Origin of the sequence: Paenibacillus sp. FSL R7-0345 (genome assembly GCF_038595055.1) — a bacterium.
Lineage (GTDB): Bacteria > Bacillota > Bacilli > Paenibacillales > Paenibacillaceae > Paenibacillus_AQ.
Genome location: NZ_CP152002.1, coordinates 5850496 through 5865425 on the forward strand (window position 1 = coordinate 5850496; position 14930 = coordinate 5865425).

Here is a 14930-nt window from a genome sequence, read left to right on the forward strand (position 1 = left end):
ACATTAAACAAATAAAAGGGTATCCTTTCAGGTTGATTCCACTCCAACTTGAAAAGATACCCTATTTTGTGCCGCTTGCGGTTAGACAGAGCAGCTGCTGCAGAAAGAAGATACGATAGGCATTAGTGTAAAACCGCAGGTACTGGAGAGTGTAAGTTCCGTTTGCGAATCTCAGCGAGCAACAGAGCGATGAAATCATGCTCCAAATGAAGCTCTATCGCTCTTTGGTACGAGTCGAGCAGCATCTCATCCGACAATTCAACCACAACGTTCACCTACCTTTCCTTTGTTTGGATCTGAATCTATCATAGCAAACTATCATTAATCGAACAAGCGTTCTTAATATCCACAAGTCACTGTGGAAATCCTGTGCATAATTTGTTAGTAAGGATAATAAATCCATTTCCTTCACGGTGGAATATGGGGATAATAGTTATGCACAGGGGATTTCCACAGAATCAGCTTTAAAAAAAATCCCAGAACGTTCACAAAAAATAACAATTTATACCTCATATTACCTCGGAAATAACATAACTAAACGCAATTTTAGCCTAATGTTATTATTATCGTCAATTACAAAAAAATGATTAATCACTTCGGTCTTGTATTCACTTCCAGAATCCAGATTTTTCCCCGGTGATCCACCGCGTAATCAAACCCCAGCTCACCGATCCCCGGAAAATGTCTTTCCATAAGTTCGATGCAGACATGCGTCAGCCGGCGCATTTCCGCTTTTTTGGCCGACGCACTGATTCTCGGAAGAGAACGGCGCAGGCCATGCCGGCAGGTCATCATTGTTCCGCCTTTACACAGATTCGTGACGAACAGCCCCGGACGCGCCAGTCTTCCCACCATTGAACGGAATTCCCAGTGATCGCCATTCTTCACAACCTTCACCCGGTAGTCAATCGGACGTCCGGCAATCCGGGCAAGCGAAATCCCCTGCTGGATCATATAACGCCGTCTCAGCTTTACCCTGTCAAGCGCATGCTTCATTGAACCAAAATCACGGTATACCCGGGTGCTGTGGTTGTAAGTAAACCCGTAGCCCCGGCCGTCCCGGAACACCTTGATCACGCCATGGCCCCCGCCGCCCACAATCGGCTTAATCACAACATTTCCATATCTGCCCAGCATAGCAGACAGTCCGGCAGCGTCATATCCCTTCGTTCTCGGAATGTAACCGGCAACCCGTGAATCGCTGAGCAGCGCCTCGGTTTTCAGCCATTTGCTGGCCAGTTGTCTTCCCGCCATGTTTCCCTCTCCTTTCGCAATCCCAGCCTACCCTATAGATTACTCAGAAGAGGAGCTGCCCTCCTGTATGATTGTCCGTGTAAAGCCTGCTCACAGCAAAAAAGGGCATATGGCTGCAGGCCTTATGTCCATGGGATTAGGAAGAGCAAGACGCACCGGATTCTGGACGTTTGCACTGATTAACACTTTAATCGGATTTGTCCTCTCTTTTGCAGAGATCGTATTTGAAACAGCCCCTATTATCAGCACGGTTTACTACTGGTTTATACTGATCCCCTCTTGGGCTGTTCTGGTCCGACGTCTGCATGATAGCGGGAGAACAGGGTGGTGGATTCTCACAGGTATAAGAAGCTGAACTCCCTTCTCATCCGGCTGCCTTTCTCACTGGAAATCCTTTAAAATTCATAGTATATTACCAGTGAGAGGGGGCTTTCCAATGGCTCAATTATTCGAGGTATTGTACTGGTTTGCAATGATCGGCATGTCTGTCGTTCTGGCAGGTACTACTATTCTTGTCTGTGCACTCGGCTTCAGGTTTATCCGCGACCGCCGCCGCATTCTGGGGGCAAGCTGCATTGCTTTTTCTCTCGCTACTGCCGCCCTGATCGTATTTATGATCAACTTCAAGTTCATTATCCCCGCTTGATCCGCTGCAATTCTTGAATACTATATAGTCTATGAAAAAGCCGGCGGACGGCTTGTGCAGATAGACTGGCAGATCCGCTCAAAAACTTTTTTCTACTATTAATAATGTAGTTTCTGTAATCATCTGAAAGACTCCCGCTCCATTTCGGTAATGGTGTCAGCCATTCGGCCACTCTTGCTCTACAAACGGACCCAGATGCTCTTATTTCCGCCAAAATAGCTATTTTCTCAGGCTAACGGACACCAGTGCCTTTATTTACATAGAATATGCCCCTGCCAGCAGCCTTTTGCAGCAATAAGAGCAATACGGTCCGTTAGCTTGCTGAAGTGTACCCTGTACAGATAATAAGGTCGCCTCGGTCCGTTAGAATCTACAAACAGCTCTTTGCCGCACACCGAAGGCGCAGCCCACACCATAGCCCGTTTACACCTCAAAACAATCTCATTACCCGGCTCAGGGAACACAATTGTTCATCAATATCAACAATCCGTTCATCATAGTGCTCCGTGGGCCGTTCATAGGGTAATCTTTTCATACAATAAAAAACCTCCCGAAAGTGTATTCTGCATACACATCCAAGAGGTTCAGGTTTTAGATTATTGTGTGTTAAAGTTCCTTGACTTCTTAAACCTTGCTTAGCAAGGCTCAGCCGCCGGATTCCCCGCTTCTTCCTTCGTACGGAACGACGACCCGCATCCGCAGGTAACTGTGGCATTCGGATTATGAATGGTGAACCCGCCCGTCATGCCGGATTCCTCGAAGTCGATCTCCAGGCCGTTCAGGTAACGGATATCGTCCTTGCTGACTACAACCTTGAGTCCCTCAACATCCATGTAAACATCCTGCTCAGTCTCATTGTCATCAAAGCCCATCGCGTATGAGAACCCGCTGCAGCCGCCCGCTGTTACACCAAGACGGAGAAACATATTCGGCACTTCCTGTTCTGCCAGCATTACCTTCAGCTGTCCTGCAGCTGTTTCACTGATTGTAATCATGGTCTAGCCTCCTAAAAAGTTATATGATGTCACAAGCCTTCCGGCTAAAAGTTATACTCTATATAAAATTCAGTATACTCCACTCCGCCCTTTCGCTCAAGTCATAACTATCCTGCTGCCGCAGCGGTTGCTCACCTTTGGAGAGAGGTTTATAATAGGTTAAGCGATGAATTGCAAAATTCGGAAATTTGTCACGGAGGCTGATTGCCTCTTTATTTATGTTCATGAACCGCCGGTTCAGGAAGTCTAACCTTCAGGAGGAATTTATATGTCTACCCTTATAACCCCAAACACTGATGCCAAAATGGCACATATTATTGAGAAGGTTCGCGGCGGAGAACGGTTAAATCTGGAAGATGGCGTTTATTTATATGAAAGCGATGATTTGCTAACAATCGGCCAGCTCGCTAATGAGGTTAATCTGCGCAAAAATGGGAAAAGGGTTTATTTTATCGAAAATATGAGCCTGTATTTCACCAATGTCTGCGAATCGCGCTGCGCTTTCTGCAATTTCCGCAAAGACGACGGCGAAGAAGGGGCCTACACCCTGTCCGGTCCGGAAATGGTGCAATATGTCGAACAGCATATCCACCCGGGCGTCCGCGAATTCCACATTGTCGGCGGCCATAATGATAAGGTGCCCTTCCAGTATTACGTTGATTCACTTAAAGCGTTGAACGAGCGCTTCCCTGAGGTGACCCTCAAGGCCTATACGGCAGCAGAGATCGATTTCTTCACCCGCATCAGCGGACTCAGTATCCGCGAGGTACTGGAAGCCCTGCGCGGGGCAGGACTGAAGTCGCTGACCGGCGGCGGGGCAGAAATCCTGTCCGATCAGTACCGCAAAAAAATGCGGGTCGATAAAGCCAACGTTGAGGAATATCTGGAAGTTCACCGTACCGCTCATAAAATGGGCATGAGAACACACACTACGATGCTATACGGCTCGATTGAATCGCGCGAGGACCGGATCCGCCATATGCTGCAGATCCGCGAGCTGCAGGATGAAACGAACGGCTTCATGGTGTTCATTCCGCTGTCTATGCAGCCGAAGAACCGCAATGCCGGCATCATGCGCCGCAACTCTGCTTATGAGGACCTCAAAACAATTGCAGTCAGCCGGCTGATGCTCGACAACTTTGACCACATTAAAGCTTACTTCATTAATATTGGTGTACAGCTGACCCAGGTTGCCATGAGCTTCGGTGCATCCGATGTGCATGGCACAATCCTGAAGGAGCGGATCAGTCACGCCGCAGGAGCATTGACGCCGGAAGGGCTGACCCGTGAAGAGCTGATCTGGCTTGTTAAAGGTGCGGGCCGCATTCCGGTTGAACGGGATACCTTCTACAACGAAATCAAAGTATACGAATAGAACTATAGAATGGTACTGCTGTACCTGTTGCAATGCCATACTATTTACAGCCATATGTGAAAGGAAGACTGGTCCCATGAGAACACTACTTGTCCTTGGCGGCGGCTACGGCGGCCTTGCCCTGATCCAGGAATTGCTCAACCACCATCTGCCCCACGATGTGGAGATTGTTTTAATTGACCGGATGCCTTATCAAGGAATCAAGACCGAATATTATGCGCTTGCCGCAGGTACGGTGAACGACTATCATCTGCGTATCCAATTCCCTGTTCATCCGCGCCTGACTGTACGGTACGGGGAGGTCGGCTCCATTGATCTGGACAGCCGGATCGTCTTTCTGGAATCGGGGGAGCCGGTTTCCTATGATATTCTGGCCATTGCCCTCGGGTGCACGGATAATTATCACGGTATCGAGGGAGCAGAGCAGTATACATGCAGCATCCAGAGCTTCTCCGCCACCCGTGAAACCTACCGCCGCCTTAATGATATTAAGCCTTACGGATCGGTCAATATTGTAGGCGGGGGACTGAGCGGAGTAGAAATAGCTGCGGAGCTGCGAGAAAGCCGGCCTGATCTGAATATTAGCATTCTGGACCGCGGAGAGCGGGTCCTGTCCGCTTTTCCGGCCAAGCTGTCCCGGTATGTGGAGGAATGGTTCAGCGAGCACCAGGTTCAGACGCTGGGGCATATCTCTGTGTCCCACGTCGAAAAGGATGCCGTTTTTAACGGCACCCAGGCGATTGCTGCGGATGTAACGGTATGGACCGCTGGCATTCAGCCGGTCAAGGTTGTCCAGCAGCTGGAGCTGCCCAAGGACCGGGGCGGGCGGCTGATTGTCGGTCCGCATTCCAATCTGGCTGATTATCCGGAAGTGTACGTGATCGGTGACTGTGCCAGTCTGCCTTTCGCGCCCAGCGCACAGGCTGCGGGCGCACAGGGGGAACAGATAGCGTACATCCTCCGTTCGCTCTGGCGGGATGAGACACCCAAGCTCCATGCCATTAAGCTCAAGGGAACTCTGGGTTCGCTCGGCAAGAATGCCGGGTTCGGCCTGATGGGACGCCGCTCCGTGATGGGACGGGTTCCCCGCCTGCTCAAGAGCGGCGTGCTCTGGATGTCCAAGCGGCACCTCGGCTGATCTGCCGCCATGCTTCCGGCTTAATCAATTTCGAGGCTGTCCCATGCTTCCTGTTCCTTGATGGCGTCCTCAATGGCCTGCTCCAGTTCCTCCGGGGAATCAGCTTCAACGATCTCGCCGTCAACCATGGCGAAGGGTCTTAAATAGCATTCCCCGCAGTTATTCAGACAGCCATATTCTACAACGTCGTATTCGGGATTCTGTTCCAGCTTGTTCATAAGCGGTCCTGTCCCGTGCCCGATATTACTGGCACAAAATTCAATAATTGGCCTCATGTTGTTCTCCTTATTCTGTGCTAACCATTTTATTTTTTAACTTTTTGTACTATAATAAGTTTACGAAAGGAGTGATTGAGAAATGAGTGAGAATGCACAAAGCACCACCATGTATGATGAGGTTCTGGAAGTACTCGATAAACTTCGTCCGTTCCTGCAGCGCGATGGCGGCGACGTGGAATTGATCGACGTTGAAGACGGCATCGTCAAGCTGAAGCTTATGGGTGCCTGCGGCAGCTGCCCGAGCTCCACGATCACGCTGAAAGCCGGGATCGAACGCGCCCTGATTGAAGAAGTAGAAGGCGTGGAAGAAGTTATGCAAGTATTCTAATCCCGTTCTATACAATCCCGCTTTCCTGAATCAGGGGAGCGGGATTTTTTCTATTATAGAGGATTTCATCCGGTGCCACAACCCGGGGTCTGCCGGTCAAGCACAAAAGAGGCTGTCCGCAAGGTCATTAGATAACCTTGCCGGACAGCCTCTTGTTCATTCAGGAGCCGCGTTAGTCAGCAGCTTAAAATGCAGGGATAATGGCACCTTCATACTTTTCTTCGATGAATGCCTTAGCTTCTGCAGAGTTCAGGGCTGCAGCCAGCTTCTGGATTGCATCGGAATCCTTGTTGTCAGGACGGGCAACCAGCAGGTTGGCGTAAGGAGAATCAGCACCTTCGATGAACAGGGCATCTTTAGTTGGAACCAGGCCGGCATCAAGTGCAAAGTTAGTGTTGATCAGAGCCAGGTCTACTTCATCCAGCTGGCGTGGCAGCATTGCTGCATCCAGTTCGATAATTTCCAGGTTCTTAGGATTTTCAGTGATATCTGCTTTGGTGGAAGTGATGTTAGTGTCATCCTTCAGCGTGATCAGACCGTTCTTAGCCAGCAGGATCAGCGCGCGTCCGCCGTTGGTTGCATCGTTAGGAATAGCTACCTTTGCACCGTCAGCCAGTTCGTCAACCGATTTGATCTTCTTAGAATAAGCGCCGAATGGCTCAACGTGAACTGCAGTTACAGAAACCAGGTCAGTACCGTTTTTTGTGTTCTGGTCATCCAGGTAAGGCTTGTGCTGGAAGAAGTTCGCATCCAGTGCTTTCTCAGCCAGCTGTGTATTAGGCAGGATGTAGTCAGTGAATTCTTTAACTTCCAGCTTGATGCCTTGAGCTTCAAGCAGCGGAGCGATTGCGTTCAGGATTTCGGCATGCGGTACAGGAGATGCGCCAACAACAAGTGTTACTGGCTCAGCAGCAGGTTCAGTTGTCGGTTCAGCGGAAGCGTCCGCTGCCGGTGCGTTGGTTGCTGCAGAGTTCGCAGCGTTATTAGCAGTGTTATTGTTGCCGCAAGCAGCCAGCACCAATACCAAAGTCAAGCTGAAGAACGTAAGTAGTACTTTTTTCATCTGTAAATCCCCCTCAAAAATGTGTTTATGAATAAGGCTATATATGGAAGTACCTTATTTCCGGGTAAAATGCCGGACCAGCCTGTCACCGGCCATTTGCAGCAGCTGAACTAGTATAACCATCAGCACTACAGAGATAATCATGACTTCCTTCTCATAGCGGTAATAACCGTAGCGGATCGCCAGGTCACCAAGACCGCCGCCGCCGATCATCCCCGACATTGCGGTATAGGAGACGAGGGTTACGAGCGTAATCGTTACGCCGGCCAGCAGACCCGGACGGGCTTCCGGCAAAAGCACCCGCATGACAATCTGGCCTGTGGAAGCACCCATACCCTGTGCCGCTTCAATTACCCCGCGGTCTACCTCACGCAGCGAGGTCTCCACCAGTCTTGCAAAAAACGGGGCCGCACCGATAACCAGCGCCGGAATCGTTCCCAGTACGCCAATCGAAGTGCCCATAATCGTCTTGCTCAGCGGAATCAGAGCGACCATCAGAATCAGGAATGGAACAGAGCGCAGAATGTTTACAAGCAACGATAATACCGAGTAAACAACTCTGATAATACTGTTATTTGATCTTCCCCATAAATATAACACAATTCCGAGTGGTAAACCAAGAATAATTGTGAAAATTCCGGAATAAGCCAACATTTTTAATGTGGCACCTGATGCTTCAACCATTTCCTGCCAATTTATATCATTAAAATTGAGACCGCCCATTACGAAATCACCTCCACATCAAGTCCTTGTGCCGCCAGCTCGGTAAGCGTCGCGTCAATCGCGCCAGGCTCCCCTTCAAACCGGACAATCAGCTGGCCATACGGCACATCCTTGATGGTTGAGATCGTCCCCTGGAGAATGGCAAAGCTGACACCTGTTCCATGCACCACATCAGACAGGATAGATTCGTATGTCTTTTGCCCCAGAAAAGTAATCTTGACCGCTTTCGCGTTCCCCCTGTTTCCAGCTTCCAATGCTGCTTTCAGCGGACCGTCCTGCTGGGTTTCACTGCGGATAAAGTCTTTAGTCACTTCATGCTTGGGCTTAAGGAACACCTCAGCCACTTCACCCTGCTCTACAATCCCGCCGCCGTGAATAACAGCCACCCGGTCGCAGATGCTCTGAATGACATGCATTTCGTGGGTTATCAGCACAATGGTCAGGTGGAATTTCCGGTTAATGTCGAGCAGCAGACGCAGTATGGAATCCGTAGTCTGCGGGTCCAGCGCCGAGGTGGCCTCGTCGCAGAGCAGCACATCAGGGTCACTGGCCAGCGCCCGGGCTACACCGACCCGCTGCTTCTGTCCGCCTGAGAGCTGGGCCGGATATTTGTTAGCATGGTTCTCCAGGCCGACCAGTGCCAGCAGCTCCTTGACCTTCTGGTCAATATCAGTCTTCGCTGTTCCTGCCAGGCGCAGCGGAAAAGCGATATTATCATACACCGTTGCTGAAGACAGCAGGTTGAAATGCTGAAAAATCATTCCGATTTTGCGCCGTTTCTCCTGAAGCTGCCCTTTGCCGAGCCGGGTCAGCTCAACACCGTCTACCCAAACTTCGCCTGTAGTCGGACGTTCGAGCAGGTTGATGCAGCGGATCAGCGTGCTTTTACCAGCGCCGGAGTGGCCGATTACACCGAAAATCTCACCTTTTTTAATGGACAGATTCAAGTTCGAGAGCGCTGTGGCAGCCTTGCTGCCTTTGCCGTACACTTTGGTCAACCCTTTCAGCTCTATCAATTTCCGTCGTTCCCCCTTTATTCTGTACCCCGATATTCAAAAAAGACCCCTTTCGATCATTGCGGATCGCAAGAGGCCCTGTGCGTATATTTACAATGCCTTCTCATCTGCCAACGCCCGAAACTGTGCCGCATTGTAGGAATTAGCACCATGACATTTATAAGCAGCATATTTAAGAACATACTGTATACAAATCGGTTGCCGGGCTTCATCGGGCCTATCCCTCCGCCGCTCTCGATAAGAAAAATATGGAGTTACATGTCGCAGAATGTAAGAATATAATGCAAGCCTAAGTATAGTAAGTTTCCGCTTTTTTGTCAAAGGGAGATTTTGTCGCTTTAACGTGACTCTGTCCCGGCGTGTTTTTGAGCCATAGTCTTGTTCTTATGCCATTGTTCATTGCTGTAACGAAAGGCTGCACATAAGGATTTACAGACCATTTCCACCCCTTGTTTCAAGTCCTCCAGATGGCTGTCGAGATCCTCCAGTCTGATTTTGTCATGCAGCCCCTGGTGCCTCTGCCACAGATCATCCTGCATTTCAGCATTCATATAATGAATTTCCGCGTTGCGGCGCTTGCGCAGATTCTGCAGCGGCTCCCGGTAGGAGTCCTTGATCCCCTCCAGCTCATCAGAAAGCGGAATATGCTCCTTCAGCAGCTGGAACTGCCGCAGCACCGTGAAATAGGAGAAATGTGCATTATTCTGGCTTGTATTCAGATTGTACAGGCTGTTCAGGACGGTTCCCAGCTTGTCGAGCAGCGAGAAGACACGGATAAACCCGTTTTTGTAAAAATAGACGTAACGCGCATAATCCCCCTGCTCCTGAACAGACATATCATCCATGTAACCGGCGACAACCCGTTTCCGGTAAAAGCCGGCGGCAAAGCAGCTTTGCTCCAGCTCATCCAGCGAGGAGATCAGACCGCGCGTCCAGATCTCCAGCTTGCGGAATTCGTGGTCATGATCCTCATGGGCATTCATCTCCTTGCGGAGCATGGACGCCACCTCTGCCATGTTATCCATCGCTTCGGCCAATACGCCGCTGTTACGGCGCGGAGGCTCCCCCAGTAAGATCCGCAGCATGACTTGTCCCCCTTAAAATAACAAGAATATAATTTCAGACTTAATGAAACAGTAAATGAATGTTACTGCTGAAAATAATGCTTCCAGTTACGGTCAACCAGATCCAGGGTGCTGCTGCATGGTATTTGTTCCGGCTCATATCCCGGTTTCATGCGTGCATCAATTACAATCGGCAGCTGGTAGCTGATTCTGTGCTGTCTGATTTCAGATGACGCATAAATGTCATCGGCCGGATTAAACCGGGTAAATATGGTCCATAAAAAGGAGCTTTGGGTACGCACTGCATCAGCCGCCTTATCCGTCACAATGACCAGCGGCCAGGCCGTTTGCTGTGCACGGAGTGCAGCGTTCAGCCGGACGGGCAGCTCCGGGTCTTCTTCATAGGATGCACCGGAAACGGCTAAGCATCCCCCGCAGTAAGGAATAACCTCAGAAATTCCTGGCAGCGTTCCCTCTGTATAGGTGTGCGGAAGCTTACGTATGGCACGTCCTGTGCCCATCAGCACTGCCTGGCTGCCGGGACCCGGCTCCTCCCCGTTCCGGGCTGAACTTCCAAAGATATACAGGCCGTCAGCCGGATCGAAGCGTTCCAGCACATTTTCCAGCAGTACAGGCAAATCGGAAAAAGCAGCCGGCTCGCTTGTAAGCAGCAGCAGCCGGCTCCCCGATAGCTGGCGCTCGCTTAATATGCGGAAGGCTGTACCCAGCACCTCCTGATGGGAGCTGTCCCCCACAATCGCTGCAGCGAGACCGTTCGGGCCGGATTCGGAATAAGTCCAGAAGGCATTCACTGAAGGGATCGCAAGTTGGTGTACCGGGGAAAGAAGCTGCTGGAGATAATCGACCAGATAGAAATTGTCTTCCTGCGGAGAAACGGCAATGGTCGCAGGATAAACCGCGTCTTTGCGGTGCCAGATCCGCTGGATATGCATAACCGGAGCCTGGTGCGGAGCGGACTTAGGCGGTACCAGGCCGCGCAGGGCAAACTCCGCCTCAGCCGGAATGGAGTGGCCGCCCAGCGGGTCCTTGACCATCGGCAATCTGTTTCCAAGCACCAGTGAAGCCAGCACCAGATCCGGCAGCCAGACCGTGCGGGATGCACTGGCCGCCGCCAGCAGCGCAGGCGGGCCTCCCATAAACACGGAAACCGGCAGTGCTTCGCCCATGGCCGCAGCCTCCTGATGGAACAGCCCTGCTCCCTGATGTTTATTCCAGTCCATCACAGCCGTGCTGTCGTCGGTTAGCTTCAGCCTGTGCATGCCCAGGCTGTGTTTGCGCGGATCAGCCAGGCTCTCGGTATAGACAAGCGGAAGCGTAATGTAAGGCCCGCCGGCCTCCTGCCAGCTGGTAACCTGCGGCAGTTCACTCAGCGGATTGTTCGTCCGGCAGGCCCCGAGGACCGGAGCTTCGCCCTGAGGCACATGCTTTATGCCTGTTTTCAGCAAATTGAAAACCAGCTCCTTCTCTTTCCACAGGTTAGGGAATGAAGGGGGCAGCAGGGTATCAGCTGCTCCGGCTACTGCTTTCAGCAGCTGCTCCGGTCTGGTGCCAAAAGCTCTGTCCACGCGCCGGGCCGTCCCGAACAGGTTGGTCACCACCGGGAACGGGGTTCCTTTTACATTGGTAAACAGCAGCGCCGGCCCTTCCTCCCGGACCACACGCCGGTGAATTTCCGGCAGCTCCAGATAAGGGTCCACCAGAGCTTCTATAACCGCAAGCTCTTTATCCTTGCGGAGCTGCTCGGTCCACTGGCGTATATTTGCGTATCCCACTATTTTGTACCTCCTAAACCAAGCGTCTTGCTTATTGCTAAAAATAGATACGCGGTCTCCGCGAAGACTCTGATTCATCCTCTGTGTCAGGAGAGCGCTTTGTTGGTTCACTTAGCTGCCACACGCGTACGCTCATGTAGCTCAGTATTCCGAATAGTCCGGCAATCAGCACAATATGGGAAAGCGCGGCAAATATGTACAATTTCTCGTTATACAGCGTATGGACTACGGCCGCACCGCTGAACACCTGCAGCAGACAGAGCGTAACCGCAGCTACTCCCAGCATCCGCAGCTCCGGCAGCTTTTTATATCTCCAGAACGCCAGATGACCCAGTATAGCTATCAAAATAAACAGCAGCGCTGCCGCCACCCGGTGCATGAACACAATGCCCACGCCGCCGCTGAGCTCAGGAACCCATTCCCCGTTGCAGAGCGGCCAGCCGGAACAGCCTCCCTGTGAATCTGTATGGCTGACATAAGCCCCGATGTACACAACAATATATGAATATACTGCAGTAACCCAGGTTAAGTTGCGGAACCCCCGGCTTACTCCTGCTGCAGCCGCATCCTGCTGACCAATCGAAGCATGCCATCGCTTGGTCCCAAGTGCCAGCATTAACGAGCTTGCAAAAGCAATCAGCGAGAAGCCCATATGCAGCGCCATCACGGCCGCCGACTGCGAACGGACAACCGCAAGCGCTCCCATTCCTCCCTGCACGACAACGAACAGTAAGGTTAACAGGGCATATCCAAGCAGATCCTTCCGCTGACGCGCATAACGCCAGAAAGTATACATAGAGGCCAGTGACAGCAGGCCGGCCAAGCCGCTGAATAAACGGTGGGTATACTCAATTAAAGAACCAATCGTATAAGCCGGAATCAGCTTGCCGTGGCATAGCGGCCATTCATTGCCGCATTCCAGTCCCGAGCCTGTCTTGGTCACTACGGCGCCTCCAAACAAGGCGAAAAACATCATGAGGCAGGTTATGTAGCTAAGCCATTTTAACTGAGCTGTTGTCATCAGATCACCCGCATGTATAGGAATGAAGGAGATTATGAACCGTGTTGCCTTATTAAGGGGTTATGGTATTTTGACATAGGATTTTTAAAAAAAAGCACCGCTTCTGCTCTGGCTGGGAGAAGACGGTGCTTTGATCTGTGTTGACAATGGCTTTACTTGTGAATGCTTTGATATACCTCAAGCGCCCGGTCCAGGAAATTCTCGATCTCCTCACGGGATTTACGCAGCTTATTAACGAAACGGACAAGCTCCCGCCCGTCACTGTAAGCGACAAAGCTGGGAATACCCAAAATGTTCTGTTCCTGGCTGACCTCGCCCACAGCATCAACATCGACTTCAACCAGTGTCAGGCGGTCTTCATATTTCGTTTCTACCTCAGGCATAAACGGGTCAATAAATTTACAGTCAGAGCACCAGTCAGCCTTGAATACGGCAATCGTTAAACGCGGCGATTGAATCGCCACCTGAAACTCCGCAGCGGAAGAAATTTTATCCATGTAAGGGTCAATCCTTTCCAGGTTAAACTGTATCTTACTCTCTTAGTGAAGCAAATTGTGCGCAGGAAGTCAATTAAAAAGGAACAAATTAAGACAAACCTCACAGCATTATTCGTGTGTACGCACTCTGGCAGGCTGCAGTCTCATTAACGGATTTAATACCTTCTGCAGCACGCGCGGATATCCGGCGATTTCCTGACGGCTGAGCACTCCGAGCACAATCAGCAGCACCAGGTAAATAATAACAACAGCAGCACCCACTACCAGACAGGTAATCAGAAAAGCAACACGGTCCGGCATCAGACGGGTGAGCATAATGCCCGCTTCGTTCAGGCCGTAACCGATTCCGCCGGAAGCGAGAACTGCAACAGCAAAGCCGCCCCAGCGTTTGCCCATAATCTTAAACGGCACGATGGATTTAAGCATACGAAGGTTCAGCAGTGTAATGACAATGAAGCACAGTGCCGTAGCTCCGATAATGCCGTAAATCCCGAATACCTTGCTTAGCAGGAAGCTTGCCGCCAGCTTGGTCAGAATCCCTGCCAGCACGTAATACATGGAAATCCGCGATTTCCCCATGCCGAGCAGAATGGAGTTGGTGGTCATCATGGTGATCTGGAAGATCGTTCCGATGGTGAGCATAGCTACGATTCCGCTGCCCCCGAGACCGCTAAAGAGCAGCCCGTTTACGGAATAAGCAGCAACCGACAGGGCCAGGACAATTGGCATTCCCGTCAAAATGGAGATACGCAGAGCAAGTGTAATTTGACGCTTGAGATGAGCTTCATCACGGCGGGCATACGCCGCCGAAATAATTGGAATAAGCGATGTTCCCAGAGCAATAGCGAGAACCGGTGGTATACCAGCCACGCTCTGGGCCCGAGTCGTTAAAATTGCCAGCGCTTCCGTCGCATTCTCACGGCCGATCTGATCAATCAATAAAGGAACAGCCAGTGAAGTATCAATGACATTAACTGCGGGAATGGTCAGGGAGGATAGCACAATGGGAATAGACAAAGTGAATATATCCTTATAAATGCGCAACATCGGTAACTTCTTGGTTTTATTGTCCTTCAGATTTTGAGCCTTGTCCGTACGGCGCAGCTTCACTGCAAAATAAATCATTACAGCAAATGCCGCTATACTGCCAAGTACACTACCGAATGATGCTCCGGCTGACAGAACAGTATTGTTATAACCTTGCTGCAGTAGAATGTATGCAAGTAAAATAGCAGTCAGTACACGGGCTACCTGCTCAACGATCTGGGAAATACCTCCGGCCATCATATTGTTACGGCCCTGAAAATACCCCCGCATCATAGCAATAGCCGGGAACAGCAGGAGCGCCGGCGCTATTGCTCTAATGGCGAGCGCTGCTTCCGGAACATCTGCGATATGCGTAGCATAGTAAGGAGCGCCGATATACAGCAGGAGTGTCATAATAACTCCGGCAGCTACCGAGAACAACAGCGCTGCACGATATACTTGTGCCGCTTCGTCCGGACGGTTCAGGGCGTAACGCTCTGAAACCATTTTACTCAATGTGCTTGGGATACCGGCAGTCGCTACGGTCAGCAGCATCAAATAAATGTTGTTGGATACCCCGAATGAAGCTCTCCCGATATCATCAAAAATATGATCCAGCGGCACCCGCTGGACAAGCCCGAGCACGCGGGCCACAAGTGCGGCTGCGGCCAGAATAAGCGTGCCTTTGACAAAAGACTCTTTCTTCGACAAAC

Annotated in this window: 16 protein-coding genes and 1 riboswitch; of the genes, 4 read left to right on the plus strand and 12 right to left on the minus strand. The window is 50.9% G+C overall.

The genetic code is table 11. The annotated features are described in order from the left end of the window. Positions 1-122 precede the first annotated feature (122 nt). A complete protein-coding gene (sda, locus tag NST84_RS25240) occupies positions 123-266 on the minus strand; it encodes a sporulation histidine kinase inhibitor Sda (RefSeq protein ID WP_342566521.1) in 144 nt (47 codons plus the stop codon). A 325-nt stretch (positions 267-591) separates the two neighbouring features. Beyond that, on the minus strand, positions 592-1254 hold the full coding sequence (locus NST84_RS25245; protein WP_342562844.1) for a YheC/YheD family protein: 663 nt from the start codon (positions 1252-1254) through the stop codon (positions 592-594). Between the two features lie 436 nt (positions 1255-1690). On the opposite strand from NST84_RS25245, the gene NST84_RS25250 reads away from it, so the two are divergent. After that, the gene (locus NST84_RS25250; protein ID WP_342562845.1) at positions 1691-1900 is read left to right on the plus strand and encodes a hypothetical protein; all 210 of its coding nucleotides are present in this window, start codon (positions 1691-1693) and stop codon (positions 1898-1900) included. A 635-nt stretch (positions 1901-2535) separates the two neighbouring features. On the opposite strand, the gene NST84_RS25255 is transcribed toward NST84_RS25250, so the two are convergent. Continuing rightward, complete coding sequence (locus NST84_RS25255) at positions 2536-2895, minus strand: iron-sulfur cluster assembly accessory protein (protein ID WP_342562846.1); 360 nt, start codon at positions 2893-2895, stop codon at positions 2536-2538. A 268-nt stretch (positions 2896-3163) separates the two neighbouring features. On the opposite strand from NST84_RS25255, the gene mqnE reads away from it, so the two are divergent. Both mqnE and NST84_RS25265 read left to right on the plus strand, forming a co-directional pair. Then, positions 3164-4270, plus strand: coding sequence for an aminofutalosine synthase MqnE (gene mqnE / locus NST84_RS25260; protein WP_342562847.1), 1107 nt, complete (start codon positions 3164-3166; stop codon positions 4268-4270). 76 nt (positions 4271-4346) lie between these two features. After that, positions 4347-5408 carry an FAD-dependent oxidoreductase gene (locus tag NST84_RS25265; RefSeq protein ID WP_342562848.1) on the plus strand — a complete coding sequence of 354 codons (1062 nt, stop codon included), beginning with the start codon at positions 4347-4349 and terminating at the stop codon, positions 5406-5408. Between the two features lie 20 nt (positions 5409-5428). Here NST84_RS25265 and NST84_RS25270 read toward each other — a convergent pair whose 3' ends face one another. Then, complete coding sequence (locus NST84_RS25270) at positions 5429-5683, minus strand: YuzB family protein (protein WP_342562849.1); 255 nt, start codon at positions 5681-5683, stop codon at positions 5429-5431. Between the two features lie 82 nt (positions 5684-5765). Between NST84_RS25270 and NST84_RS25275 the strand changes: the two genes are divergently transcribed. After that, positions 5766-6014: a NifU family protein gene (locus NST84_RS25275; RefSeq protein WP_342562850.1), complete on the plus strand. Its 249-nt coding sequence runs from the start codon at positions 5766-5768 to the stop codon at positions 6012-6014. Positions 6015-6198: 184 nt separating this feature from the next. On the opposite strand, the gene NST84_RS25280 is transcribed toward NST84_RS25275, so the two are convergent. The 8 genes from NST84_RS25280 to NST84_RS25315 all read right to left on the minus strand — a co-directional run bounded on the left by NST84_RS25280 (position 6199) and on the right by NST84_RS25315 (position 14928). Continuing rightward, positions 6199-7077 carry a MetQ/NlpA family ABC transporter substrate-binding protein gene (locus NST84_RS25280; protein WP_342562851.1) on the minus strand — a complete coding sequence of 293 codons (879 nt, stop codon included), beginning with the start codon at positions 7075-7077 and terminating at the stop codon, positions 6199-6201. A 54-nt stretch (positions 7078-7131) separates the two neighbouring features. Continuing rightward, positions 7132-7800 (minus strand): methionine ABC transporter permease, encoded by a 669-nt coding sequence (locus NST84_RS25285; RefSeq protein WP_342562852.1) that lies wholly within the window; start codon positions 7798-7800, stop codon positions 7132-7134. Further along, positions 7800-8816, minus strand: coding sequence for a methionine ABC transporter ATP-binding protein (locus NST84_RS25290; protein ID WP_342562853.1), 1017 nt, complete (start codon positions 8814-8816; stop codon positions 7800-7802). The genes NST84_RS25285 and NST84_RS25290 overlap by 1 nt, the downstream gene beginning before the upstream one ends. Positions 8817-8916: 100 nt before the next feature. Continuing rightward, positions 8917-9060, minus strand: a riboswitch (SAM riboswitch). A 94-nt stretch (positions 9061-9154) separates the two neighbouring features. Continuing rightward, a complete protein-coding gene (locus tag NST84_RS25295) occupies positions 9155-9901 on the minus strand; it encodes a Cthe_2314 family HEPN domain-containing protein (RefSeq protein ID WP_342562854.1) in 747 nt (248 codons plus the stop codon). A gap of 62 nt (positions 9902-9963) precedes the next feature. Next, positions 9964-11673 carry a UbiD family decarboxylase gene (locus NST84_RS25300; protein ID WP_342562855.1) on the minus strand — a complete coding sequence of 570 codons (1710 nt, stop codon included), beginning with the start codon at positions 11671-11673 and terminating at the stop codon, positions 9964-9966. A gap of 37 nt (positions 11674-11710) precedes the next feature. Further along, positions 11711-12694, minus strand: a complete 984-nt coding sequence (locus NST84_RS25305) for a COX15/CtaA family protein (RefSeq protein WP_342562856.1) — start codon at positions 12692-12694, stop codon at positions 11711-11713. Positions 12695-12846: 152 nt separating this feature from the next. Then, the gene (locus tag NST84_RS25310) at positions 12847-13191 is read right to left on the minus strand and encodes a thioredoxin family protein (RefSeq protein WP_342562857.1); all 345 of its coding nucleotides are present in this window, start codon (positions 13189-13191) and stop codon (positions 12847-12849) included. Between the two features lie 108 nt (positions 13192-13299). Next, positions 13300-14928, minus strand: coding sequence for a polysaccharide biosynthesis protein (locus tag NST84_RS25315; protein WP_342562858.1), 1629 nt, complete (start codon positions 14926-14928; stop codon positions 13300-13302). Positions 14929-14930: the final 2 nt, after the last annotated feature.